This window comes from Micromonospora tulbaghiae, assembly GCF_900091605.1.
GTDB classification, from domain to species: domain Bacteria; phylum Actinomycetota; class Actinomycetes; order Mycobacteriales; family Micromonosporaceae; genus Micromonospora; species Micromonospora tulbaghiae.
Genome location: NZ_FMCQ01000006.1, coordinates 298,085 through 322,520, shown reverse-complemented (window position 1 = coordinate 322,520; position 24,436 = coordinate 298,085). Strand labels below are relative to the sequence as shown.

The following is a 24,436-nucleotide window of genomic DNA, read 5'->3' as shown; positions in this document are numbered from 1 at the left end:
GAACCTACGCGGTACCGGCCAACTCCCGGTCGGTGACCGGTGTCGCGTTCGGGGCGACGACCGGCCGGCCCGGCATCCAGCGCAGCACGATCACGATGCCGAGGGCGGCCACCACCGCGGAGGCGCCCGCCGCCCAGTGCATGGCCGAGACGAACGAGTCGTTTGCCGCGTCGATCAGTCGCGGCGCGTCGGGGCCGAGCCGGCCGGCCACCGCGTACGCCCCGGACACCGACTCGCGGGCCGCGTCGCGGATCGGGGCGGGCAGGGCCGCCACCGCCGGGCCGACCTGGTCGCGGTAGACCGCGGAGAGCACCGAGCCGAGCACCGCCACGCCGAGCGCGCCGGCCACCTGGCGCACGGTGTTGCTCACCGCGGAACCGACGCCGGCCTTCTCCCGGGGCAGCGACGACATGATCGACTCGGTGGCCGGCGGCATGATGTTGGCCATCCCGGCGCCCTGGAGGAACCCGAGCGCCGAGAAGATCCAGATCGGGGTGTCCGCGTCGATGAAGACGAACGCGGCGAGCGCCACAGTGGTGAGCAGCAGTCCGACGGCCGCGACCGCCCGGCCGCCGTAGCGGCGGACCATCGCCGCGCTGCGCGGCGCGAAGATGAGCTGGGCCGCGGCGAACGGCAGGAACAGCAGGCCGCTCTCCAGCGGGCTGTAGCCGCGGACGAGCTGGAGATAGAACGCGCCGAAGAACATCACGCCCATGGCGGCGAAGAAGACCAGCCCGACCAGGGCCACCGGGGCGGCGAAGCGGGGCACCCGGAACAGCCGTACGTCCAGCGACGGGTGGTCGCTGCGCAGCTCGTGGGCGACGAACCAGCCGAGCACCGCGAGGCCGCCGAGCACCGCGACCCAGACCTGCGGGCGGCCGAAGCCGTGCTCGCCGCCGTCGATGATGCCGTAGGTGAGCGCGACCAGGCCGACCACCGACAGCAGCACACCGAGCAGGTCGACCCGGCCGGGCTTCGGGTCGCGCGACTCGGGGACCAGGGCCGCGACGAGCACCACGCCGAGCGCCACCACCGGCACGTTGATCAGGAAGACCGAGCCCCACCAGAAGTGCTCCAGCAGCGCGCCGCCGAGCACCGGGCCGATCGCCACCGCGAGGCCGACCGCGCCGGCCCAGACGCCGATCGCCTTGGCGCGCTCGCGCGGGTCGAAGACGTTGGAGATGATCGAGAGCGTCACCGGCATGATGGCCGCGCCGCCGACGCCCATCAGCGCGCGGGCCGCGATGAGCTGGCCCGGGTCCTGCGCGTACGCGGACAGCAGCGAGGACAGGCCGAACAGCGCCAGCCCGAGGATCAGGAAGCGGCGGCGGCCGAGCCGGTCACCGAGCACGCCGAAGGTGAACAGCAGCCCGGCGAAGACGAGCGTGTAGGAGTTGATCGCCCACTCCAGCTCGCCCTGGGTGGCGCCGAGGCCGTGCACCGGGTCGGCCAGGGTGCGCAGCGCGACGTTGAGGATGGTGTTGTCGAGGACGACCACGAGGAGGCTGATCACCAGCACCCCGAGGATCGCCCACCTCCTCGGGTGTCCGGTGTTCTCGTGTGGTTCCACTGCCGTTCTCCCCCCGGTTCACCCGCGTTCGAAATACGATACGGGTCAGACTCGTAACGTTGCCGAGCGTAGGTGAGCCGGTTTCGATACGGAACGGGTTCGTATCGGATGTGTCTCATGTCACGCGGGCGGACCGGCCGCCAGCGCCAGCCGCAGCAGCGCGTCCCGCACCGGCAGCAGCCGCCGCACGCCGGACAGCCGCCCGGCCCACCGCGCGCCGGCCGCGATCCGCTGCGTGGGCCGCCGGCGTCGCCTGTCGTACTTCCGCAGCGCGGCCGGCACGTCGACGGCGTCGCGTACGCAGTCGGCGAGCGCGACCGCGTCGATCAACGCCTGACAGGCGCCCTGCCCGAGGTCCGGGGTCATCGCGTGCGCCGCGTCGCCGAGCAGCGCCGTGCGGCCGGACACGTACGACGGCAGCGGCGTCAGGTCGCGGATCTCGTGCCGCAGGATCCCCTCCGGGGTCAGCGCGTCGACCACCTCCGGCACCGGGAGGTGCCAGTCGCCGAAGAGGCGGCGCAGCTCGGCGCGGTCGTCCGGCGGCGCCGGGCGCCCCTCGGGCAGCCGCATCGCCGCATACCAGTTGGTGCGGCCCGGCCCGGCCGGGGTGAGCCCGAACTTGCGCCCCCGCCCCCAGGTCTCGCCACCCTCGGCCAGATCCAGGTCGACCACACCGCGCCAGGCCACCGCGCCCGCGTACCGCAGCGGGTACCGCCGCCCGTACATCTGCGCGCGCACCACGCTGTTGATCCCGTCCGCGCCCACCACCAGGTCGTACGAATCGAGCAGCGACCCCGGGTCGGTCACCGGGGCGCCGAGGCGCAGCGCCGGGCCGGGTAGCGCGCCGGCCAGGACGGCGAGCAGCACCGGCCGGGTGACCAGGTGCACCGGCTCGCCGTGCCGGCGTTCCAGCCGTCCGACGTCGACGGCGGCGATCCGGCTGCCGTCGGGACGCCGGATCGACCCGCCGGCCTGACGGCTGCCCCGGCGGCGCACCTCGTCGCCGACGCCGAGGGCGTCCAGGGCGCGCATCGCGGCGGGCCAGATGCCGAGCCCGGTGCCGCTGTGCGGCAACGCGGCCGACCGCTCCAGGACCGTCACCTCCCAGCCCGCCGCGCGCAGGCCGATGCCCGCCGCGAGCCCGCCGATCCCGCCCCCGACCACGACCGCGCGTCCGCCCATGCGGTCACCGTACTACAGATGTAGTCGGCCGCACTACGGCTGTAGTCTGACCGGGTGACCGATCGCCGGCAGCTCCTGCTCGACGCCGCCATCCGGGTGCTCGGCACCGGAGGGCCGCGGCAGCTCACCCACCGGGCCGTGGACGCGGAGGCGGGCCTGCCCGAAGGCTCCGCGTCCAACCGGTTCCGCACCCGGGAGGCGCTGGTCACCGGCGTCTTCGACCGGCTGGTCGAGGTGGAGACGGCGGCCTGGCAACGGCTCGCCGCGGACCTGCCGCCGGGCGACGTCGCCGCGTTCGCCGCCGTGGTCGGCCGGCTGATCCGGGAGTTCACCGACCAGCAGCGGGTGCTCACCCTGGCCCGGTACGCGCTGTTCGTCGAGGCGGCCGTGCGGCCCGACCTGCGCCCGGCGATCGAGGCCGCCCGGGCACGGCTGGCCGGCTGGGGCGAGCCGCTGCTCGCCACGCTCGGCTCGACCGATCCGCCCGCCCACTTCCGGATGCTGCTGGCACTCGTCGACGGGCTGCTGAGCAACCAGCTCGCCTCCCCCGATGACGGCTTCGACCCGGAGGCCGCCGTCGCCACGCTGCTGCGCGGCCTCCGCGCCGGCTGACCGGATGCCAGGCGGCAGGCGTCAGGCGGGCCCACAGGCAGCCGGCGTCAGGCGCGGGCCGATCAGACGCCCCGAGGTCAGGCGCCGCCTCCGGCCAGGCAGGCCAGCGTCGCCTCACCGAGGGTGGTGAGGCGCCGCGGCACGGCCGACGAGGGCGGGAACGGCTCGATCCACCCCGGGCCGGCGGCGAGCACGCGTACCCCGGGCAGGTCCCGCCGCAGACGCACCAGGCGGTACGCGCGGCCCGTCAGCGGCGACTGCGACCAGACCACCACCACCCGCGGGCGGACCTGGACCACGGCGCTGGCCAGCGCGGACCAGGGCAGCGCCGGGCCGAGGTGCAGCGCGCCCCGGCCGCGTTCGCGCAGCGCCGCGGCGAGGGCGTGCAGCCCGAGGCAGTGCGTCTCGTGCTCGGCGCCTGCGAGCAGGACGCCCTGGGCGGGAAGCGGCCGGGAAGGCTCACGGCCGAACACGTCCAAGCCGACGCGTACCCCCTCGGAGAGGGCGTGCTCGACGGCGATCTCGGCGGCGCTGTCGCCACGCAGCGTCCCCAGCAGCGGCAGGCAGACCTGCTCCCAGGCCGGCACCACCCCGACCTCGGCGGCCAGGTCGAGCACCAGCCCGGCGACCCGGTTGTCGTCCAGGTCCTCGGCGGCGGCGGTCAGCCGTTTGCGGGCCGTCTCGACGGCCCCGGCCGGCATGTTCTCGGTCAGCAACGGACGTACCCCCGGGTAGCTCTCCTACCCAGGGTTCGTCCGCACGGCCCGATCCGGATGCGCCACCGGTGAATCCGGCCGGAACCCGGTCAGTCCGGGAAGGTGACGACCCAGCGGGCGCCCTCGCCCCGGGCCAGCCGCTCCAGCGCGGCGGGCGCCTCGGCCAGCGGCACCGTGCCACTCACCAGCGGTCCCAGATCCAGGTCACCGGCGGCGAGCGCTTCGGCCAGCTCCGGCACCTCCCGGTCCGGGTCGGTCGAGCCGTACACCGAGGAGCGCAGCGTGCGCGCGGAGTGGAAGATGTCCAGCGCGGAGAGGCTGAGCATGTCGTCCTTGCCGCCCATGCCGACCACCGTGACCGCTCCCCCGCGCCGCGTCGCCCGCCAGGCGGCGCGGATGGTGGCGGACCGGCCGACGCACTCGAACGCGTGGTCCACGCCGCGTCCGTCGGTGCGGACCCGGATCTCCTTGCCCAGCCGGTCGTCCGAGCGCAGGAAGTCGGTGGCACCGGCGGCGAGCGCCAGCTCCCGCTTGGCCTCCACCACGTCCACGGCGAGGATCGGCGCCGCGCCGGCCCGCCGCGCGGCGGTCAGCACGGCCAGCCCCACCCCGCCGAGCCCGATCACCGCCACCGACTCGCCGGGTGCGACCCGTGCGGTGTTGCGGACCGCGCCGACGCCGGTGAGCACCGCGCAGCCCAGCACCGCGGCCTGCTCCGGCGGCAGTCCGGCCGGCACCGGTACGGCGGCGTGCTGCGGCACCACCACCTCCTCGGCGAGCGCGCCGAGTCCGAGCGTGACCTGAAGGGGCTCACCGGCGGCCGTCTCGCCCCGGGGTGTGGACGGGTTGGGGTTGGCGGCGCAGAGCCACGGTTCGCCGTGCCGGCAGTGCCAGCACTCCCGGCAGGCGGGCGCCCAGTTGAGCACCACGGGTGTGCCGACCGCGAGCGTCGTGCCGGGCCCGGCCTCGGCCACCACGCCCGTCGCCTCGTGCCCCAGCACCAGCGGGTACGCGGGCGCCAGCGTGCCGTCCACCATGGCCAGGTCGGAGTGGCAGATGCCGGCGGCGCGGATGCGTACCCGCAGCTCGCCCGGGCCGGGCGCGGGCAGGCGTACGTCCTCGACCGCCGGTGTCTCGCCCCGGCCGCGTACCACGAGCGCCCTCATCGCTGGATCGCCTTCAGCTCGGTGAACTCCTCCACGCCGTACGCGCCCAACTCCCGGCCGAGGCCGGACTGCTTGTAGCCGCCGAACGGGGCGAGCGGATTGAACGCGCCGCCGTTGACGTCCACCTGGCCGGTACGCATCCGCCGCGCCACTGCCAGCGCCGCGTCCTCGTCGGCCGACCAGACCGCGCCGGCCAGCCCGTACCGGGAGTTGTTGGCAATGGCGACCGCCTCGTCGGTGTCGGCGAACGGGATCACCGCGAGCACCGGCCCGAACACCTCCTCCTGGGCGAGCGCGCTGTCCGGGTGCACGTCGGCGAAGACGGTGGGCGCCACGAAGTGCCCCTGCGACGGCAGCGGTGCGTCCGGACCACCGGCAACGAGCCGGGCGCCGTCGGCGAGCGCCCGGTCGACGTGGTCGCGTACCCGCTGGGCCTGCGCGGCGGAGGCGAGCGGGCCGAGCCGGGTGGCCGGGTCGAACGGGTCGCCGAGCCGGTAGCCGGCCACCGCCGCCGCGACCAGGTCCAGCGCCTCGGCGTAGCGGTCGCGGTGTACGAGCATCCGGGTCCAGGCGGTGCAGGTCTGCCCGGAGTTCAGCAGCGCGTTGCCGACGCCGACCTTGACCGCGGTGGGCAGGTCGGCGTCGGCCAGGACGACGTTCGCCGACTTGCCGCCGAGTTCCAGCGAGACCCGGGCGAGCCGCTCGGCGGCCAGGCGGGCGATGCGCCGGCCGGTGGCGGTGGAGCCGGTGAACGAGACCAGGTCGACGTCGGGGTGGGCGGCGAGCGCCTCGCCGGCCACCGGGCCGGTGCCGGGCACCAGGTTCACCACGCCGGGCGGCAGGCCGGCCTCGGTGATCGCGTCGAACAGCAGGTACGCGGTGAGCGGCGTCAGCTCGCTGGGCTTGAGCACCACTGTGCACCCGGCGGCGAGCGCGGGCGCGACCTTGGCGACCACCTGGTGCAGCGGGTAGTTCCACGGGGTGATCGCCCCGACCACGCCGACCGGCTCCCGGACCACGAGCGAGTTGCCGACCGTGTGCTCGGCGGCCGGGCGGGCGGCCAGGTCGACCATGCTCCGCAGCACGGTGAGCGGCAGCCCGGCCTGGACGCGCGTGGCGAGCTTGAGCGGGGTGCCCAGCTCGGTCGCCACGGTGCGGGCGATCTCGTCGGCGCGGGCGGCGAGCGCGGCGTGCAGCCGGTCCAGGTGCGCGGCCCGCTGCTCGGGGGCGGTGGCGGCCCAGCCGGGGAACGCGGCGCGGGCGGCGGCGACCGCGCGGTCCACGTCGGCCGGCGTGCCGGCGGGCACCTCGCCGACGATGCTCCCGGTGGCCGGGTTCTCGACCGGGATGGTGTCGCCCGACGACGGGTCGACCCAGTCACCGGCGACGTGCAGGTGGCGGCGCGTCAGCAGGGCGGGAGGGGCGGCGGCGAGATCCATGGCGTCCTTCGGGGGCGGTGGAAACTAGCGGTGGGAGTTTCGACGCTACTCCGGACCGCCGACCCGTTCCAGCGGGGCGACGGTGGCCGCGTACTCGGCGGCGAACCCGTGCAGCAACGCGTCCAGGCCGAGCGCGAACGCCCCCTCGTCCACGCTGCGCTGGTGGCCGGCCAGGCGGTGGGCCTGGTTGAGGTGCGGGTGCGCGGCGTAGAGCGAGGGGTCCTCGACGAAACCGCGGGCGAACGAGCCGAGCGCGGACCCGGCCACGAAGTAGCGCATCGCGGCGCCGATGTGGGTGGCCCGCGCGGGCGGCCAGCCGGCCCGGACCAGCGCGCCGTAGACCGCGTCGGCCATGGCGAGCGCGGCCGGACGGCGGCCCGGCCCCTGCGCCAGGTACGGCACGATGTTCGGGTGCGCGGCCAGCGCGGCCCGGTACGAGCGCGCCCAGCGGCCGAGCGCGTCGAGCCAGTCGTACTCGTCGAAGACGCCGATGTCGACCGTCGCCGCGACGCCGTCCGCCACCGCGTCGAGGATCTCCTCCTTGGTGGCGAAGTGGTTGTAGAGCGAGGGGCCGCGTACGCCCAGCGCGGCGGCGAGCCGCCGGGTCGAGAGCGCGTCCAGCCCGTCGGCGTCGATCAGCGCCAGCGCGGTCTCGACGATCCGGTCGCGGGTGAGCAGGGCCTGTCGGGGTCGGGGCACCTGGTCATCATCCTCTCTTCGACACCGGGTCTGGACGCGGGAAAACTTCCAGCGCTAGTTTAGAGGCAGTCGACCTGAGGGGGCACCGTGGACTTCGCACTGTCCGACGAGGAACGCGCGATCCGGGACACCGTTCGCACGTTCGTCACCCGCGAGGTGATGCCGCTGGAAGCGGAGGTCCTGCGCCGCGAGCGCGCCCACCAGCCCGGCCTGGACCGCTCCGAGCTGCGCGAACTCCAGCTCAAGGCCAAGAAGTTCGGCTTCTGGGGGCTGGCCACGCCCGAGGAGTACGGCGGGATGGCCCTGCCTGCGGTCATGCAGTCGCTGATCTGGACCGAGCTGGGCCGCAGCTTCGTGCCGTTCCGCTTCGGCGGCGAGGCCGACAACATCCTGTTCCACGCCACCGAGGAGCAGAAGCGCGAGTTCCTGATCCCCACCATCGAGGGGGAACGGATCTCCTGCTTCGCCATCACCGAGCCCGGCGCGGGCTCCGACGCGGCGAACATCAAGCTGCGCGCCCGCCGCGACGGCGACGAGTGGGTCCTCGACGGCGAGAAGACGTTCATCACCAACGGCAACGACGCCGACTTCGCCATCGTGGTCGCGGTGACCGACCCGGAGAAGGGCGCCCGCCGCGGCGGCGCGACCGCGTTCCTGGTGGACCGCGCGATGGGCTGGCGGTCCGAGTTCATCCAGACCATGGGCGAGGGCGGCCCGGCCTCGCTGATCTTCGACGGCGTACGGGTGCCGCACCGCAACATCCTCGGCGAGATCGGGCAGGGCTTCACGCTCGGCATGGAGTGGATCGGCAAGGGCCGCTACACCATCCCGTCGCACGCCATCGGCATCGCCGAACGAGTCCTCCAGATGGCCATCGACCACGCCAACACGCGGGAGACGTTCGGCGCGCCGATCGGCACCAACCAGGCCATCCAGTGGATGATCGCCGACTCGGAGACCGAACTGGAGGCGGCCCGCTGGCTGATCCTGCGCTCGGCCTGGACGGTCGACCAGGGCCTCGACCCCCGGCACGCCTCCTCGATGGGCAAGCTCTACGGCGCCGGCATGGTCAACCGGGTGGTGGACCGGGTGCTCCAGATCCACGGCGGCATGGGCTACACCCGGGAGCTGCCGATCGAACGCTGGTACCGGCAGGTCCGGCTGTACCGGATCTTCGAGGGCACCGACGAGATGCAGCGGCTGATCATCTCCCGCGACCTGTTGCGCGGGTACACGAAGATCGGCGGCCACCTGGCCTGACGCATTGTGTCCCAACTCTGACTCTGCGCAACCGGGCGCGGGCGCCAGGTGTGTCCCCGGCAAAGGCACCACCAGCCGGAGGAGATGCACATGCGCACTCGAACCACGGCCGTCGCGCTCACGATGGCCGCCGCCATGCTCGGAGTCCTCGCGGTCTCGGCCGCACCGGCCTCGGCGAGCGTGAGTCAGGGATACATCACCGGTTCCGGCGACTGGCGGGACGACTGGGGCGACGAGGGCCCGATCTCGGCGTCGACACGCTCCTACAGCAACGTCGTCGCCATGTGGCAGATGATCCTGTGGGCCGACGGCTACCTCACCCACTCCGACGTCGACTGCCGGTTCGGGCCGCAGACGACTGCCGCCACCAAGCGGTGGCAGAGCGCCCGGGGCCTTGTCAGCGACGGCGTCGTCGGCGCCAGGACTCTCTCCCGGGCGGCCACCCGGCTCGTCGTCTGGGAGGGCGAGGGCTGGTACGCCTACGACGGAGCGACCGACTACTTCCAGCTCGGTCGCCGGACCGACGGCAGGTGGGACATGACCCTCGGCCCGGACCGCGGATGGAAACTGCTCTCCTACACGTCCGCGACCTTCGACGTCTGCTGACCGATCGGGACGGCCGGCGCGCGGTGGCGCGCCGGCCGTTCTGGCTGTTCTCGGCCGCTCTCCGACTGTTCTCGGGCCGCTCCCCGGCCCTTCTCGGGCGTTCTGGCCGTTCTCCGGCCGCGAGGTCAGCCGGTCAGCGCCTCGACCGCCCGGTCCACGTCCGCCTCGGTCGTGTAGAGGTGGAACGAGGCGCGCACCCGGCCGGCCCGTACCGCCGCACGCACCCCGGCGCGGGCCAGCCGCTCCTGCGCGTCCGGCACGTCCACCGAGACGATCGCGCTGTCGCCGGGCGGGCGGCCCAGCCCGGCCAGGAACCGGTTGGCCAGCCCCACGTCGTACGCGCGCACCGCCTCCGGGTCCAGGTCGGCGAGCAGTTCCAGCGCCGGAGCCGCCCCGGCGTAGCTCATCCAGGCCGGGGAGATGTCGAAACGCCGGGCGTCGTCGGCCAGGCGTAGCGGCAGACCGTAGTAGGAGGCGTGCGGGTCGCGACCGGCGTACCACCCGGCCGCGTCCGGGCGCATCCGCTCGCGCAGCGCCGGGGCCAGGTAGGCGAAGGCCGAGCCGCGCGGCGCCATCAACCACTTGTACGCCGCCACCACCACCGCGTCGGCCCGGTCCGCCGCGAACGGCAGCCACCCGCACGCCTGCGTGGCGTCCGCCACCACGAACGCGCCGTGCGCCCGGGCCGCCGCGACGATCTCGTCGTACGGAGTCACAGTGCCGTCGGCGGACTGCACCACGCTGAACGCCACCAGGTCCGTGTCGGCGTCGATCGCGTCTACCAGGCCGGCCAGCGGCACGGTGCGTACCCGTACGCCGCGCTCCTGCTGGACCAGCCACGGAAACAGGATCGACGTGAACTCGGTCTCGGGCACCACCACAGTCGCGCCCGCCGGCAGCCCGGCCGCGATCGGCGCGACGAGTTGTGACGCGCTGGCGCCGACGCTCACGTCGGCGACGTCCACCCCGGTCAGCCGGGCGAACGCGGCCCGGGACCGGTCCACCGACTCCTCCCACACCTCGAACGACACCCGCCCGGTCCGCCAGTCGGCGAGCACCCGCTGCAGGGCGTCCCACACCGGTTCCGGCGGCAGTCCATAGGTGGCCGTGTTCAACCAGCCCGGCTCCGGTTGCCACAACTTCTGCGCCTGCTCCAGCTCCATAGCCCGACGCTAACCACCCCCTCCCCCGCCCCGACACCGCCAATCCCACCCCCGTGGCCCCGCGCACGCCCGCCCCGGCGCCACCCCGCCCCCGGCCCTCGGCACCCCGACCCGCGCGATCTTGCACTCTCGGCCCTGACAAATGGTGCAAAGCCGCGAAACGCAGGGCCGAAACTGCAAGATCGCGCGGCGGAGTGGGGTGGGGTAGGGCGAGGGGGTCAGGGTGGTGGGGGGAGGTCGGCCAGCGCTGCGGCCATCTCTGATCGCACCCTCGGCAAGGGCCAGGTGACCAGGTCGCGCAGGGTGTGGTGGTGGCGCAGGCGGCGTACGGCCGCCAGGCCGACCAGGTAGCCGCAGCGCTTGGGCAGGCCGCCGGCCAGTGGCGAGTCCCGCATCAGGAAGTACGGGGCGTGACGGTCGGCGCCGGTGGCGTCGAGGTCGGCGCGCACCCGGCGCAGGATCTCCGGCCACCGGCGGCGGCACTCGTCGAGCCACTGCCGGTGGCCGGGGCGGCCGAACCAGAGGTACGCCTCGTCCGGCCGTCCGGCGTCGAGTTCCGCAGTGACCTGCGTGGCGAGCCCTTCGGTGAACAGGGCGTTCGCGACCCCGTGCTCGGGCCAGTCGCGGATCGCGGCGCTGCGGTCGTGCACCACGTGCGCGGCCTCGTGCCGGACCAGCAGGTCGAGGTCCTCCGGCGGCCCGAGCTGTTCCACGGCGAGGAAGAGCGCGTACCTGCCGTTCAGCTCGCCCGCCCAGCCGTTGGTCTGGTTCAGCCCGACCAGCACCACGCACTCGACCGGCCCGCCGTCGCCGGACCAGCCCAGCGCACCGGCCACCGCCGCCACACCGTCGGGCAGAGACGCGCGTACCGTCTCGGCTCTTGCCGCCAGGTCGGCGGCGCGGTCGCGGAGCCCGTCCAGGACGGACGCCACCCCGGCGGCGTCGGACCAGTCGCCGTCGCGGCGGAGCGCCCGCAGCACGTCGGGGTGTCCGGCCAGGTAGCGGGAGGTCCACGGCTCGGGCGGGCCGGACCGGCCGGCGCAGGCGAGGAAGTCGGGCACCAGGTCGCGGACGCGCAGCAGGTCGGGGGGCGGCATCCGCCCGATGCTGCCCGGCCGTGGCGCGCCGGGCAAGACCGCCACGGTACGGGATCAGATCGCAATCTGAAGGAAGTCTTCATCAAAGAGGCCGTCAATGCAAGGTATCGACATAGACAAACGTCACGCTATAGGGTGCGGCGAACCGGCGACGTGAGCACAGTCGCCCCCTGTAGTGGACGAGGAGTGCCTGTGACGATTCGGAGACCCTCGCGTCGGATGAGCCACCTGCTCGGCGGCGCCCTGATCATCGTGATCGGTCTGGCCGGCCAGCCGGCCCAGGCCGCGCCACAGCACGGCGCGCAGCCGCTCGCCGCCGCCTTCGACCGGGCCGCCGCCGGCTCCGACGTGCCGCGCGACCTGCTCGCCGCGCTCGGGTACGCCGAAACCCGCCTGGACGGCCACGGCGGCGAGCCCAGCGCCTCCGGCGGGTACGGCGTGATGCACCTGACCAGCAACCCGAAGGTGCGGACCCTCGACGAGGCCGCGCGCCGGACCCGGCTGGACCGCGCCGAGCTGCGTACCCGGGACGCGGCGAACGTGGCCGGCGCGGCGGCGGTTCTGCGCTCCTACGCCGACGCGGCCGGGCTGACCGCGGCGCAGCGGGACGACGTCAACCAGTGGTACGGCCCGATCGCCCGCTACGGCGGCTCGGCGGACGCGGCCACCGCCCGGCTGTACGCCGACTCCGTGTACGACCTGCTCGCCCGGGGCTTCATCGCGACCACGGCCGGCGGCGAGGTCAGCGTGGACGGCCGCCCGGTCGCACCCCGGCGGGGGCGGTACGCCGACGTGGCGCCGCTGGGCACCGGCGACTTCGGCACCCTGAGCACCGACTACGGCCCGGCGGCCTGGGTGCCGGCCAACTCGTCCAACTACACGGTCTCCAGCCGCGAGTCGGCGTACCCGATCAACTACATCGTCATCCACACGATGCAGGGCAGCTACGCCGGCTCGATCAGCTGGTTCCAGAACGCCGCCGCCGGCACCAGCGCGCACTACCTGCTCCGCTCCTCCGACGGCGCGGTGACCCAGATGGTGCGGGACAAGGACATCGCCTGGCACGCCGGCAACTGGACCTACAACACCCAGTCGATCGGCATCGAGCACGAGGGGTACGTCGACAACGCCTCCTGGTACACCGACGCGATGTACCGGTCGTCGGCGGCGCTGACCCGGTACCTGTGCGACAAGTACGGCATCCCGAAGACCCGCAACAACATCATCGGGCACAACCAGGTGCCGGGCGCCACGCACACCGACCCGGGGTCGAACTGGAACTGGACCTACTACATGCAGCTGGTCACCGGCGGCACCACGCCCCCGCCGACCGCCTGGTCGACCATCGTGGACAACACCACGGCCGGCCGGTTCACCGCGAGCGCCAACTGGAGCACCTCGACGTACTCGGCGCAGCGCTACGGCGCCGACTACCGGTACGCCAACCCCGTCGCGGCCAGCGACACCGCCTGGTACAAGGTGAACATCCCGGCGACAGCCACCTACCGGGTGGAGGTCTGGTATCCGGCCGTGGTCGGCTACAACACCAGCACGCCGTACATCGTCGCGACCACCAGCGGCAACCAGACGGTCTCGGTGAACCAGACGGCGAACGGCGGCGCCTGGCGCTCGCTGGGCACCTTCACCCTGGCCGCCGGGGACGCCAACAAGGTGGGTGTCAGCCGGTGGTCCGGCAGCACCGGGTACGTGATCGCCGACGCCATCCGCGTCACCCGCGTCTAGCTCGCTGAGCCGGAGGCGCTCGGCCCGGTCAGCTCACGTTGGCCGGGCCGAGGACGCTCTTCAGGTCACCCATTAGCGCGGTGGTCGGCGCGACCCGGAACGGGCCGAGGCGCAGCGTGGTGACCTTGCCGCCGTTGAGCAGCTTGACGTGCACCTCGGTGTCGCCGGGGTGCAGCACGAGCGTCTCCTTGAGCCGTTCCACGAGCGGCGGGGTGCAGCGGTGCACCGGGATGGTGAGCGTGATCGGCTTGCTCCCCGGGGTGCTGCTGACGTCCGGCATGGACATGTCCATCGCCATGATGCGCGGGGTGTCGTCGCGCCGGTCGACCCGGCCCTTGACCACCACGATGGCGTCCTCGGCGATGTACTGCCCGATCACCTCGTACGTGTTCGGGAAGAACAGCGTCTCCACGCCGCCGGCCAGGTCCTCCAGGGTGGCCGACGCCCACGCCCGGCCCTGCTTGGTGACGCGGCGCTGCACACCGGAGAGGATGCCCGCAAGCGTGACCACCGCACCGTCGGGCACTGTGCCCTCCTCGGACAGCGCGGCGATGGTGGTGTCGGCGGCGGCGCCGAGCACGTGCTCCAGCCCGAACAGCGGGTGGTCGGAGACGTACAGGCCGAGCATCTCGCGCTCGAACGCGAGCTTGTCGCGCTTGTCCCACTCCCCCTCGCCGATGACCGGCATGACTGTGGTGCTGCCGCCGGTGTCCGCCTCGCCGAAGCCGGCGCCGAACAGGTCGTACTGGCCGACCGCCTCCTTGCGCTTGACGTCGGCGTACGCGTCGATGGCGTCGGCGTGCACGGCGAGCAGGCCCTTGCGGGGGTGCTTGAGGGAGTCGAACGCGCCGGCCTTGATCAGCGATTCGATTGTCTTCTTGTTGCAGACCACGGCGTCGACCTTGGACAGGAAGTCGTAGAAGTCGGTGTAGTCGCCCTTCTCCCCCCGGCACCGCATGATCGAGGCGACCACGTTCGCGCCGACGTTGCGGACCGCGCCGAGACCGAAGCGGATCTCCTTGCCGACCGGGGTGAACGGGCCGGCCGAGGTGTTGACGTCCGGCGGGAGCACCTGGATGCGCATCCGGCGGCACTCGGACAGGTACAGGGCCATCTTGTCCTTGTCGTCACCGACCGAGGTGAGCAAGGCGGCCATGTACTCGGCCGGGTAGTGCGCCTTCAGGTACGCGGTCCAGTAGGAGACAAGGCCGTACGCGGCGGAGTGGGCCTTGTTGAACGCGTAGCCGGCGAACGGCACCAGCACGTCCCACACGGCCTGGATGGCCTCGTCGGAGTAGCCGCGCTCGCGGCAGCCGTCCCGGAACGGGATGAACTCCTTGTCGAGGATCTCCTTCTTCTTCTTGCCCATCGCGCGGCGCAGCAGGTCGGCCTGACCGAGCGTGTAACCGGCGAGGATCTGCGCGGCGCGCTGCACCTGCTCCTGGTAGACGATCAGGCCGTACGTGGGCGCGAGGATCTCGCGCAGCGGCTCCTCCAGCTCCGGGTGGATCGGGGTGATCTCCTGGAGCCCGTTCTTGCGCAGCGCGTAGTTGGTGTGCGAGTCCACGCCCATCGGGCCGGGCCGGTAGAGCGCCAGGACGGCGGAGATGTCCTCGAAGTTGTCCGGCTTCATCAGCCGCAGCAGCGAGCGCATCGGCCCGCCGTCGAGCTGGAATACGCCGAGGGTGTCGCCGCGGGCGAGCAGCTCGTACGCCTGCCTGTCGTCCAGCGGCAGGCCGAGCAGGTCCAGCTCGCGGCCGTGGTTGAGCTGAATGTTCTTCACCGCGTCGTCGATGATCGTCAGGTTGCGCAGGCCGAGGAAGTCCATCTTCAGCAGCCCGAGCGACTCGCAGGTCGGGTAGTCGAACTGCGTGATGATGACGCCGTCGGAGTCGCGTCGCATGAGCGGGATGTGCTCGATGATCGGCTCGGCGGACATGATGACGCCGGCGGCGTGCACGCCGGTCTGCCGGATCAGGCCCTCGATGCCCTTGGCGGTCTCGATGACCTTCTTGACGTCCGGGTCGGACTCGTAGAGGCCGCGGATCTCGCCCGCCTCGGCGTAGCGCGGGTGCTTCGGGTCGAAGATGCCGGACAGCGGGATGTCCTTGCCCATCACCGCCGGGGGCATGGCCTTGGTGATCCGGTCGCCGACGGCGTACGGGAAGCCGAGCACGCGGGCCGAGTCCTTGATCGCGGCCTTCGCCTTGATCGTGCCGAACGTGGCGATCTGCGCGACCTTGTCCTCGCCCCACTTGTCGGTCACGTACTTGATGACCTCGCCGCGCCGGCGCTCGTCGAAGTCGATGTCGACATCCGGCATGGAGACGCGCTCGGGGTTGAGGAACCGCTCGAAGATCAGGCCGTGCGGGATCGGGTCGAGGTCGGTGATGCCCAGCGCGTACGCCACGAGCGAGCCGGCCGCCGAGCCACGGCCGGGGCCGACCGCGATGCCCTGGCTCTTGGCCCACTGGATGAAGTCGGCGACCACGAGGAAGTACGACGGGAAGCCCATCTGGATGATGACGCCCAGCTCGTACTCGGCCTGGACGACGTGGCCCTCGGGGATGCCGTTCGGGAAGCGGCGCTTCAGACCGGCGAACGTCTCCTTGCGGAACCAGGACTCCTCGGTCTCGCCCTCGGGGATCGGGAACCGCGGCATCAGGTTGTGGAACGTGAACATGCCGGCCGGGTCGACCTTCTCGGCCACCAGCAGCGTGTTGCGGCAGCCCTGCTGCCACAGCTCGGAGGAGTCGACGGCGCGCATCTGGTCGGCGGACTTGACGAAGTAGCCGCCGCCCTCGAAGCGGAAGCGGTTCGGGTCGGCGACGTTGCTGCCGGTCTGCACGCAGAGCAGCACGTCGTGCGCCTCGGCCTGCGCCTCGTGGGTGTAGTGCGAGTCGTTCGTGACCACCGGCGGGATGTCGAGCTTGCGGGCGATCTCGGTGAGCCCTTCGCGGACCCGGCGCTCGATGTCGAGGCCGTGGTCCATGATCTCCAGGAAGTAGTTGTCCTTGCCGAAGATGTCCTGGTACGCGGCGGCGACCTTGAGCGCCTCGTCGAACTGGCCCAGCCGCAGCCGGGTCTGCACCGCGCCGGACGGGCAGCCGGTGGTGGCCATGATGCCCTCGGCGTGCTCGGCGATCAGCTCCATGTCCATCCGGGGCCACTTCACGTAGTGGCCCTCCATGGAGGCGCGGGAGTTGAGCTTGAACAGGTTCTGCAGGCCGTCGCGGTTCTTCGCCCACATGGTCATGTGGGTGATCGCGCCGTTGCCGGAGACGTCGTCGCTCTTCTGCTCGGGGCGGCCCCACTTGACCCGGGCCTTGTGGAAGCGCGACTCCGGCGCGACGTACGCCTCGACGCCGAGGATGGGTTTGACCCCGGCGTCCATGGCCTGCTTGTAGAAGTCGTTCGCGCCGTGCATGTTGCCGTGGTCGGTGATCGCCACCGCCGGCATGCCGAGCCGCGCCGCCTCGGCGAAGAGGTCCTTGAGCCGGGCCGCCCCGTCGAGCATCGAGTACTCGGTGTGTACGTGCAGATGCGCGAACGAATCGCCCATGCGTGGCGCCCCCCGGGTTGTGGATCAAGCTGCGTCGGAGTCGACCGACCCACCCTACCGAGGTGATCTCGCGGGCTCCACCGTCCGCGCCGAGGGTGGCCCGGGTCTCTCCGAGTGGCCGGTGTGCGGCACGCGATGTTCTTCTCTATTGCAATGGTGTGTGACACACACTATCGTGTTGAACATGGTCAGCGAAGAGGTCCTCCGGACCCACCTCCAGGAGCTACGACGCGGCACTGTCGTGGTGGCCAGCCTGGTCGCCCTGCGCCGCCCCGACTACGGATACGCACTGCTGCAACGGCTGGCCGCGCACGGCTTCGCGGTCGACGCCAACACGCTCTACCCGCTGCTGCGCCGGCTGGAGGACCAGGGCCTGCTGACCAGCGAGTGGAACACCGAGGAGAGCCGGCCGCGCAAGTTCTACCGGACCAGCGACGACGGCCAGGACGTCCTGAACCGCCTGCTCGACGACATGACCGCGGTGCGGTCGTCCGTCACCGAACTGATCGAAGGAGCGGAACGATGAGTTCCCTGACCGACCGTTACGTCGCCGCCACCATGCGGGCCGTGCCCGCGCAGCGCCGCCTGGAACTCGCCGACGAGTTGCGCGGCTCCATCGCCGACATGATCGACGACCGGACCGCCTCCGGGCAGGACCCCGCCTCCGCCGAGCGCGAGGTGCTCACCGAGCTGGGCAACCCCGAGCAGCTCGCGGCCCGCTACAGCGACCGCACGCTACAGCTCATCGGCCCGCGCTACTTCCTGATGTGGTGGCGGTTGCTGCGGCTGCTGCTCACCTGGATCCCGGCGATCGTCGGTGTGCTCGCCGGCCTCACCAAGGCGCTCGTCGACGGCGAGCCGGGCGCGGCGATCGGGACGGCCGTCGTCGCCGCGATGCAGACGGCGGTGCAGATCGCGTTCTGGGTCACGCTGGTGTTCGCCGTGCTGGAGCGCACCCGGACCCCGCTCGGCCTGCCCGAGTGGACCGTCGACGAGCTCCCCGAGGAGACCCGGGACCGGCAGATCAGCCACTCCGACAGCATCGCCTCCGTGGTGTTCCTGCTCGCCACCATCGGCCTCCTGGTCGGCCAGCACTTCCAGCGCTGGACCACCGACGACGGCACCCGGCTGCCGGCGCTCGACCCGGCGCTCTGGAGCTTCTGGCTGCCCGCCCTGATCGTGGTGCTGCTGGCCACCGTCGGCCTGGAGATCGCGAAGTACCGGTCCGGGCGGTGGACCTGGCCGCTGGTGGCGGTGAACGCGGTGCTCAACGTGGCCTTCGCCGCCCCGGTGCTCTGGCTGCTCGCCACCGACCGGCTGCTCAACCCGGAGCTGGTCGAGCGGTTCGCCTGGCTGCGGGACGGCGGGACCGTGGAGTTCGCCCGGGTGGCGGGCGCGGTGGTGGTGCTGGTCGCGATCTGGGACGTGATCGACAGCGCGGTCAAGGCCACCCGCGCCGCCCGCTGACGCACCGCTCCGGTCCGGCGGTCGAGAGGCCGCCGGACCGACTCCCCTTCTCGCCCCGGTGCCGTCGGCGCCGGGGCGAGACGCCGTCGGCTGCCCGACTCGGCCGGGGCGGCACCGCCTCCCGGGGCATAGCCTGGTGGCAGGACCAACGGCGAGCACTGGGACGCCCCTGATGCCCCTCCCCGACGGCACGGACGAGCTGGCCCGGTCGGCGGCACGCGGCGACCGCGAGGCCCTCGACGCCCTGCTGGCCGCCGTGCGGCCGGAGGTGCTGCGGCAGTGCGCCCGGCTGCTGCCCCACCGGCAGGACGCCGAGGAGGCCTGCCAGGACGCGCTGCTCGCGCTCGCCCACGCGATCACCGGGTTCGAGGGCCGCTCGTCGTTCGACACCTGGCTGTACCGGATCACCGCCAACCGGGCCCGGTCCACCTACCGCACGTTGCGGCGGCGGTGGCAGCGGGAGGCCGGCGGCGTACCGCTGCCGGACCGGCCCGACCCACGCCGGACCAGCGTGGTGGCCGGCACCCGGCTCGACCTGCTCGACGCGCTCGACGCGGTCCCGCCGGACCTCGCCGAGGCGGTGACCCTGCGGGACGTGCTCGAACTCAGCTACCGGGACATCGCCGGCCTGCTCGGCGTGCCGGAGGGGACGGTGAAGTCGCGGATCCACGAGGCCCGCCGGCAGCTCCGGCGGCGGCTCTCCGATGCCTGACCCGGTCCGCCGGCGATGCCGTGTCGCGGCCGTCGCCCTCGTCGCCCTCGCCGGGACGCCCGCCTGCGCCGACCACCCCGTGTCGCCGCTGCCGGTACGGCCGGCGGTGACCAGCGCCGTCGCCGTCGCGCCGCCCACCGCCGCGACCCCGCCCGGCCCCACCCCGGCTCCGCGAGGCGCGAGCACGCCGGTCCCGGAACCGTCCGGGGCCGCGCCGACGAGCCCGGGTACGCGGTCACGACCGCCGGTCGTGCCCCGGGCCACCCGGCCCACCCCGTCGGTACGCACCACGGCCCCGGCCGCGTGCTTCGGCCCGGTCCGCTACGACCTGGTGCTCGCCGAGACCGAGCTGGCGCTGCTGAAGTCCCTCTGTTTCGCCGCCGGCGGGATACTGCGCATCGAGGGGATCGGGCCGGGCGAGGTCACAGTGGACCGGGAGGACCTGGTCTCGCGCAGCTACGAGGCCGGTGTGGTGGACATCCGGTTCGTGCGCACCGGCACGGTAGTGGTCACCGTCCCGCAGGGCGGCCGCGCGTACCCGATCACTGTGGTGGTGGTCTGAGCGCGCCGCCTACCCGGCCCGCACCCCGGCGAGCACGCGGTCGACGAAGTCCGCGCCCGCGTCCGGCGGCGGCACGAGCTGGACGTAGAGCAGACCGGCGCGGCCGGTGGCCGGCGCGGCCGCCTCGACGATCACCGGGCGGCCGGTGGGGCAGGCGTACGTGACGACCGTCCAGTCGACGCCACCCGGCCGGCTGCGACGCGGCGCAGCCGCGGCACAGTCCGCGTGGGCCCGTCCGGTGAGGAAGGCCGCCGGACCGGCCCGGCCCTCCGCACCGGTGGAGAGGCCGACGAAGGCACCGGGCAGCGTCGGGTCGGCCGCCCAGTTCCCGGGGTCCGGGGAGATCACCAGCGCCGGTTCGAGGTCGCCGTCGTCGCCGTACCGTCCTGCCCAGCCGGTCCCCTCGGCCCGCCAGCCGGCCGGCAGGACCACTGTCAGCGGCCCGCTGCGGCCCACCGCACCGGCCGGGGCGGGGCGGACCGCGTCCCCCGCGCTCGTGGCGGCGACGGCGAGCGTCACCGCGACCGCCGCCACCGCGGAGAGCAGGCGCGGCCGGGGCGCGCGCCGCGCGCCGCCACCCGCGGGTGCGTCATCCTCCACCGCGCGCCACGCGTCGTCACCCGCCGGCACGCCCTCCACCGCGCGTCGCAGCGCCTGCCGGAACGCGTCCGCGTCCGGGTAGCGGTCGGCGGGGCGCAGGGCGGTGGCGGTCCGCAGCACCATGTCCACAGCGGCGGGCACCCCGGCACGCAGCGGCGAGCCGGCCGTCCGGCCGTCGGCCGAACCGGCCGGTGGACGTTCCCGGCCGAGGAGCCGCAGCCCGAGGCGGCCCAGCCCGAACACGTCGGCGCGGGTGTCGACGACGGCGAGCGGGTCGTCCTGCTCGGGCGCCATGTAGCCGGGCGTGCCGGCCCGCGCGGTCAGCCCGGAGGCGGAGGCGAGCGCCTTGGCCAGCCCGAGGTCGGCGACGAGCACCCGGTCGCCGCCGGGCGCCGAGTGGAACAGGACGTTGCTCGGCGTGAGGTCACGGTGCACCACCCGGTGCCGGTGCAGCACCGCCACGCCCGCCGCGATCTCGTCGAGCACCGTCAGCGCCCGTCCCACCGGCAGCGGACCGTGTGCCAGCCGGTCCCGCAGGCTGCCGCCGTCCGCCCAGGCCAGCACGGCGTACGGACGGCCGTCGGGCAACTCCCCCACGGCGTGCACCCGGACCAGGCGGTGGTGGTCCAGCCGCCGCAACAGCCGCGCCTCGTCGAGGAACCGTTCCCGCACCCGCAGGTCGTGGCTCCAGTTCTCGGCCAGGACCTTGATCGCCACCCGGTCCGCGAGCGCCGGGTCGTACGCGAGCCAGACCGTGGCGAAGGACCCCGTCCCGAGCAGACGCTCCACCCGGTACGCCCCGATCCGCGCCGGCGTGATCATCGCACCACCTCCGGGACCGTCACCCCGGGCCGTCACCTCGACGGTAGACGATCCACCGAACCGAACCGGTCCCGCCGGAGACCAACAGGACAGGAGAACCCGACCGAAGGAGATCCACCATGAACCGTCTCCCGTCCACCATCCTCGCCGGTCTGCTGGCGCTGGCCGGGATCGCGCCGGTCACCGTCGGCGCGCCGGCCGCCTCCGCCGCGCCCGCGCACCCGGCGGCCGCCGGCGGCGGCGACGGCACGCCTGCCCGCGTGCGGTCGACCGTCGCGGAGAACGAGGTGCTCAGCGTCCGTGGCGCCGGGCCGTACCGGATCGGCGTCCGGCTGGACCGGCTCGTCGCGGCCGGGCTGATCGACTGGACCGCGCCGGGCTGTCCCGGAATCGTGCACGCCGGTGTCACCGGCTCCTGGGCCGGGGCGATCATGCTGACCTTCCGGGACGGCCGGCTCGTGTCCGTCGGCACGGCCACCGCCCCGCCGCGTTCCCCGGCCGGCGGGTCGGTCGGGATGTCCTTCGCCGAGCTGGAGCGCATCTACGGGCCGCGCGGCCGCATGATCCGCAACGACGCAGGGGACGCCGACGCCTACCTGGTCCGGTTCGGGTCGCGGGTCGAGCTGTTCAGCGACCACCCGATCCGGCCCGGGGTCGGCTTCTACTCCGCCGGTCTGGCGTCGTACGTCGAGCGGTCGTTCCGGCGGGGCTGCTGCTGAGGGGTGGCGGGCCCGGCCGTCGCGCCGGGCCCGCGCCCGCAGTCGCTCAGGCCGCCGCCCGCCACTCACGGACCAGCAGCGCGTAGACCACCTCGTCGGCCCACTCCCCCTTGACGAACTCGTTCTCCCGCAGGTGCGCCTCCCGGCGCATTCCCAGCCGCTCCAGCACCCGGGCCGACGCGGTGTTGCGGGCGTCCAGCCGGCCGACGATCCGGTGCAGCCCCAGCCCTTCGAATCCGACCCGCAGCATCTCCCGGGCCGCCTCGGTGACGTAGCCCCGGCCGGTGTGATCGGGGTGCGCCACGTATCCGATCTCGCCCTGCCGGTGCTCCCCGCTGATCCAGCTCAGCAGCACGTCGCCGACGAACTCACCGGTGTCCGCCAGCGTCACCGCCAGGTTGAGCACGTCGCCGGGAGCGCGCAGCGCGGTCCGCCGGACCAGCCGGTCGATCGCGGCCCGGGCGGCGGCGTCGTCGTACGGCTCGTGGTAGAGGAACCGGGTGACCTCCGGGCGGCCCCGGTAGTCCCGGAGCACCGCGAGGTCGCCGGCGGTGAAGGCGCGTAGCAGCAGCCGGTCGGTGCGTATCGGCAGATCGGGCACGAACATCCCGGCAGGCTACGTCGCGGCTGTCGTCCGGCCCACCCGATTACGCCCCGGGCACCACGGCGGCCCGGCCGGTGGCATGGTCGTACGGTGAGCACCGCACCCACCACCGCCTGGCGACGGCCGGCTCCCACCGCCGCGCAGTTCCGTGCCGACCTCTGGATCGGGCTCGCGGTCACCGTGCTGGCCCTGTTCGAGCTGACCCTGGCGCACAGCACCGGGGCGTTCCTGCTCGGGCCGCCGCCGAGCGTGGCCGAGCAGGTCTGGTGGACCGTCGCGGTGACCGCACCGCTGGCCGTACGGCGGCGGTGGCCCGCCACCGTCGCGGTGCTCGTCTCGATCGCCTTCGTCGCCGGGCAGGCGCGGGCCGTCCCGCTGGCCCAGCTCCCGTCGGGCGCGCTGTTCGCCGCCCTCTTCACGCTCGGCGCGTGGGGCGCCGACCGGCGGCTGGCCGGGCGGCTCCGGGCCGGCATCATCGTGGCGATGTTCGGCTGGCTCGCGCTGTCCCTCGCGCTGCGGGCCGACCAGATCTCGGCGGCCTCCTTCGCCGACGCCGCCGGTCCGGTGCCGCCGGTGCTCGCCGCCGTGGTGAACGGCGTCCTCTACAACGTGCTGTTCTTCGGGTTCGCCTACTACGCCGGCCAGACCGCCTGGGTGGCCGCGCGTCGCCGGCACGAACTGCGGGAGCAGGCCGAGCAACTGCGCCGGTCACAGGTCGAGGCGCGCGAGCGCGCGGTGATGGGTGAGCGGGTCCGCATCGCCCGCGAGCTGCACGACGTGGTCGCCCACCACGTGTCGGTGATGGGCGTGCAGGCCGCCGCGTGCCGGCGCGTGTTCGACCGGGACCGGGACAAGGCGCGGACCGCCCTGGCCGCGATCGAGGAGACGGCCCGCACCTCGGTCGACGAGCTGCGCCGGATGCTCGGCGTGCTGCGCGACCCGGCCGCCGCGGCCGGCGCGGCCGCCGCGCCGGAGGACACCGCCGGCATCGACCAGGTCGCCGCGCTCGTCGACCGGGCGCGGGACACCGGGCTGCGGGCCGAACTCGGGGTGTACGGGGAACCGGCGCCGCTGCCCCGCTCGGTGTCGCAGGCGGCGTACCGGATCGTGCAGGAGGCGGTGACGAACGTGGTCAAGCATGCCCACGCCACCACGCTGGACGTGCGGATCCGCTATCTGGCGAGGGAACTGGAGATCGACGTGAGCGACGACGGACACGGCGGCGTACCGGCCGGCGGGGCCGGGCTGGGCCTGATCGGCATGCGGGAGCGGGTCGCCGCGCACGGCGGTGAGGTGGAGGCCGGGCCGCGCCCCGGCGGCGGGTTCCGGGTCCGGGCCCGCATGCCGCTGCCGGTCGAAGCAGCCGGGCGGGCGGCGTGAGCGCGCCGGTGCGGGTGCTGCTCGTCGACGACCAGCACCTGGTCCGGACCGGTTTCCGGGTGATCCTGGAGATCGAGGACGACATCGAGGTGGTCGGCGAGGCCGCCGACGGGCAGCGCGCCGTGTCGATGGCGACCGCGCTGCGGCCGGACGTGGTCCTGATGGATGTGGAGATGCCGGTGCTCGACGGGCTGGAGGCCACCCGCCGCATCACCGGGGACGCGACGCCGGGCGGGCCGGCGGTGCTGATCCTCACCACGTTCGACCGCGACGACTACCTGTTCGCCGCGCTGCGCGCCGGGGCGAGCGGCTTCCTGCTCAAGAACGGCACCCCGGAGGACCTGATCGAGGCGGTCCGGGTGGTGGCGCGCGGCGAAGGGTTGATCGCGCCGGCCCTCACCCGGCGGGTGATCTCCACGTTCGCCCGTCCCGGCGCGGTGCCGCCGGACCCCCGGTACGACGCCGCGACCGCGGACCTGACGCCACGCGAGCGCGAGGTGCTGGAACTCGTCGCGCGGGGGGCCAGCAACGCCGAGATCGCGGACGTCCTGCGCGTCGGGGAGGCGACTGTGAAGACCCACGTCAGCCGCGTGCTGGCCAAGCTCGGGCTGCGCGACCGGGTGCAGGCGGTGGTGTTCGCGTACGAGCACGGGGTGGTGCGGCCCGGCGGATGACGCCCGTCCGCCGTGCGACGGACCCCATGATCGCCCCGTGGTGGGACGACGGGGGCCAGGACCGCCCGTAGCGTCGGGATC

General features: G+C 73.7%; 22 protein-coding genes. 11 read left to right on the top strand and 11 right to left on the bottom strand.

The window, feature by feature from the left end; translation table 11 throughout:
* Positions 1–4: 4 nt before the first annotated feature.
* A complete protein-coding gene (locus tag GA0070562_RS19640) occupies positions 5–1,570 on the bottom strand; it encodes an MFS transporter (RefSeq protein WP_091424202.1) in 1,566 nt (521 codons plus the stop codon).
* A 120-nt stretch (positions 1,571–1,690) separates the two neighbouring features.
* Positions 1,691–2,752 carry an FAD-dependent monooxygenase gene (locus tag GA0070562_RS19635; protein WP_091424199.1) on the bottom strand — a complete coding sequence of 354 codons (1,062 nt, stop codon included), beginning with the start codon at positions 2,750–2,752 and terminating at the stop codon, positions 1,691–1,693.
* Between the two features lie 54 nt (positions 2,753–2,806).
* Here GA0070562_RS19635 and GA0070562_RS19630 point away from each other — a divergent pair, with 54 nt between their 5' ends.
* The gene (locus GA0070562_RS19630; RefSeq protein WP_091424197.1) at positions 2,807–3,364 is read left to right on the top strand and encodes a TetR/AcrR family transcriptional regulator; all 558 of its coding nucleotides are present in this window, start codon (positions 2,807–2,809) and stop codon (positions 3,362–3,364) included.
* Between the two features lie 77 nt (positions 3,365–3,441).
* On the opposite strand, the gene GA0070562_RS19625 is transcribed toward GA0070562_RS19630, so the two are convergent.
* The 4 genes from GA0070562_RS19625 to GA0070562_RS19610 form a co-directional block, all read right to left on the bottom strand.
* Positions 3,442–4,080, bottom strand: a complete 639-nt coding sequence (locus GA0070562_RS19625) for a transcriptional regulator (RefSeq protein ID WP_225853445.1) — start codon at positions 4,078–4,080, stop codon at positions 3,442–3,444.
* 89 nt (positions 4,081–4,169) lie between these two features.
* The gene (locus tag GA0070562_RS19620; protein ID WP_175438798.1) at positions 4,170–5,246 is read right to left on the bottom strand and encodes an alcohol dehydrogenase catalytic domain-containing protein; all 1,077 of its coding nucleotides are present in this window, start codon (positions 5,244–5,246) and stop codon (positions 4,170–4,172) included.
* Complete coding sequence (locus GA0070562_RS19615; RefSeq protein ID WP_091424189.1) at positions 5,243–6,685, bottom strand: aldehyde dehydrogenase family protein; 1,443 nt, start codon at positions 6,683–6,685, stop codon at positions 5,243–5,245. Before GA0070562_RS19615 ends, GA0070562_RS19620 begins: the two co-directional genes overlap by 4 nt.
* A 45-nt stretch (positions 6,686–6,730) precedes the next feature.
* A complete protein-coding gene (locus tag GA0070562_RS19610) occupies positions 6,731–7,384 on the bottom strand; it encodes a TetR/AcrR family transcriptional regulator (RefSeq protein ID WP_091424185.1) in 654 nt (217 codons plus the stop codon).
* Positions 7,385–7,471: 87 nt separating this feature from the next.
* On the opposite strand from GA0070562_RS19610, the gene GA0070562_RS19605 reads away from it, so the two are divergent.
* Together GA0070562_RS19605 and GA0070562_RS19600 are read left to right on the top strand one after the other, a co-directional pair.
* A complete protein-coding gene (locus tag GA0070562_RS19605; RefSeq protein WP_091424180.1) occupies positions 7,472–8,644 on the top strand; it encodes an acyl-CoA dehydrogenase family protein in 1,173 nt (390 codons plus the stop codon).
* Between the two features lie 90 nt (positions 8,645–8,734).
* A complete protein-coding gene (locus GA0070562_RS19600) occupies positions 8,735–9,250 on the top strand; it encodes a peptidoglycan-binding domain-containing protein (protein ID WP_175438797.1) in 516 nt (171 codons plus the stop codon).
* Between the two features lie 125 nt (positions 9,251–9,375).
* Here GA0070562_RS19600 and GA0070562_RS19595 read toward each other — a convergent pair whose 3' ends face one another.
* On the bottom strand, positions 9,376–10,413 hold the full coding sequence (locus tag GA0070562_RS19595; protein WP_091424173.1) for an aminotransferase class V-fold PLP-dependent enzyme: 1,038 nt from the start codon (positions 10,411–10,413) through the stop codon (positions 9,376–9,378).
* 218 nt (positions 10,414–10,631) lie between these two features.
* Positions 10,632–11,510, bottom strand: coding sequence for a DUF2268 domain-containing putative Zn-dependent protease (locus tag GA0070562_RS19590; RefSeq protein ID WP_091424550.1), 879 nt, complete (start codon positions 11,508–11,510; stop codon positions 10,632–10,634).
* A gap of 792 nt (positions 11,511–12,302) precedes the next feature.
* On the opposite strand from GA0070562_RS19590, the gene GA0070562_RS31045 reads away from it, so the two are divergent.
* Positions 12,303–13,253 (top strand): golvesin C-terminal-like domain-containing protein, encoded by a 951-nt coding sequence (locus GA0070562_RS31045; protein ID WP_393351431.1) that lies wholly within the window; start codon positions 12,303–12,305, stop codon positions 13,251–13,253.
* A gap of 28 nt (positions 13,254–13,281) precedes the next feature.
* On the opposite strand, the gene dnaE is transcribed toward GA0070562_RS31045, so the two are convergent.
* On the bottom strand, positions 13,282–16,815 hold the full coding sequence (gene dnaE, locus GA0070562_RS19580) for a DNA polymerase III subunit alpha (RefSeq protein WP_091424165.1): 3,534 nt from the start codon (positions 16,813–16,815) through the stop codon (positions 13,282–13,284).
* A gap of 184 nt (positions 16,816–16,999) precedes the next feature.
* Here dnaE and GA0070562_RS19575 point away from each other — a divergent pair, with 184 nt between their 5' ends.
* The 4 genes from GA0070562_RS19575 (at position 17,000) to GA0070562_RS19560 (ending at position 19,556) form a co-directional block, all read left to right on the top strand.
* Positions 17,000–17,341 carry a PadR family transcriptional regulator gene (locus GA0070562_RS19575; protein WP_091424162.1) on the top strand — a complete coding sequence of 114 codons (342 nt, stop codon included), beginning with the start codon at positions 17,000–17,002 and terminating at the stop codon, positions 17,339–17,341.
* Positions 17,338–18,282 (top strand): permease prefix domain 1-containing protein, encoded by a 945-nt coding sequence (locus GA0070562_RS19570; RefSeq protein ID WP_091424158.1) that lies wholly within the window; start codon positions 17,338–17,340, stop codon positions 18,280–18,282. The genes GA0070562_RS19575 and GA0070562_RS19570 overlap by 4 nt, the downstream gene beginning before the upstream one ends.
* Before the next feature lie 172 nt (positions 18,283–18,454).
* The gene (locus GA0070562_RS19565; RefSeq protein ID WP_091424153.1) at positions 18,455–18,994 is read left to right on the top strand and encodes an RNA polymerase sigma factor; all 540 of its coding nucleotides are present in this window, start codon (positions 18,455–18,457) and stop codon (positions 18,992–18,994) included.
* Positions 18,987–19,556, top strand: a complete 570-nt coding sequence (locus GA0070562_RS19560) for a hypothetical protein (protein WP_091424149.1) — start codon at positions 18,987–18,989, stop codon at positions 19,554–19,556. The genes GA0070562_RS19565 and GA0070562_RS19560 overlap by 8 nt, the downstream gene beginning before the upstream one ends.
* 9 nt (positions 19,557–19,565) lie before the next feature.
* Here the strand turns inward: GA0070562_RS19560 and GA0070562_RS19555 are convergent, their stop codons facing one another.
* On the bottom strand, positions 19,566–20,978 hold the full coding sequence (locus tag GA0070562_RS19555) for a serine/threonine-protein kinase (protein WP_091424145.1): 1,413 nt from the start codon (positions 20,976–20,978) through the stop codon (positions 19,566–19,568).
* 119 nt (positions 20,979–21,097) lie between these two features.
* Here GA0070562_RS19555 and GA0070562_RS19550 point away from each other — a divergent pair, with 119 nt between their 5' ends.
* The gene (locus tag GA0070562_RS19550) at positions 21,098–21,697 is read left to right on the top strand and encodes a hypothetical protein (RefSeq protein WP_091424141.1); all 600 of its coding nucleotides are present in this window, start codon (positions 21,098–21,100) and stop codon (positions 21,695–21,697) included.
* A gap of 46 nt (positions 21,698–21,743) precedes the next feature.
* Here the strand turns inward: GA0070562_RS19550 and GA0070562_RS19545 are convergent, their stop codons facing one another.
* A complete protein-coding gene (locus GA0070562_RS19545; protein ID WP_091424137.1) occupies positions 21,744–22,304 on the bottom strand; it encodes a GNAT family N-acetyltransferase in 561 nt (186 codons plus the stop codon).
* Positions 22,305–22,391: 87 nt separating this feature from the next.
* Between GA0070562_RS19545 and GA0070562_RS19540 the strand changes: the two genes are divergently transcribed.
* Positions 22,392–23,681 carry a sensor histidine kinase gene (locus tag GA0070562_RS19540; RefSeq protein ID WP_091424133.1) on the top strand — a complete coding sequence of 430 codons (1,290 nt, stop codon included), beginning with the start codon at positions 22,392–22,394 and terminating at the stop codon, positions 23,679–23,681.
* On the top strand, positions 23,678–24,355 hold the full coding sequence (locus GA0070562_RS19535; RefSeq protein WP_091424128.1) for a response regulator: 678 nt from the start codon (positions 23,678–23,680) through the stop codon (positions 24,353–24,355). The genes GA0070562_RS19540 and GA0070562_RS19535 overlap by 4 nt, the downstream gene beginning before the upstream one ends.
* Positions 24,356–24,436: the final 81 nt, after the last annotated feature.